Consider the following 251-nt stretch of genomic DNA (forward strand, 5'->3'; position numbering starts at 1 on the left):
TCGGGAGAACGCTCACCACTTTGTGGTTCATGACTGGGGTGAAGTCGTAACAAGGTAGCCCTAGGGGAACCTGGGGCTGGATCACCTCCTTACCTATACGACTAACTCAATACCTAAAGTGCAGCGATGCATGTGAGTGTTCACACAGATTACTTGTTAACTTCTTCGGAAGGTGAGTAAAACACACCGCAAGCCGGTTAAGTGTTGTTCTTTAACAATTTGGAAAGCTGATAGTACTAACTAAAGGCGCA

Annotated in this window: 1 rRNA gene; it reads left to right on the forward strand. The window is 46.2% G+C overall.

The window, feature by feature from the left end:
* Positions 1–92 (forward strand): 16S ribosomal RNA (locus H5123_RS20435); the annotation flags it as partial.
* Positions 93–251: the final 159 nt, after the last annotated feature.

Source organism: Shewanella sp. SR43-4 (assembly GCF_014163845.1).
Taxonomy (GTDB): domain Bacteria; phylum Pseudomonadota; class Gammaproteobacteria; order Enterobacterales; family Shewanellaceae; genus Shewanella; species Shewanella vesiculosa.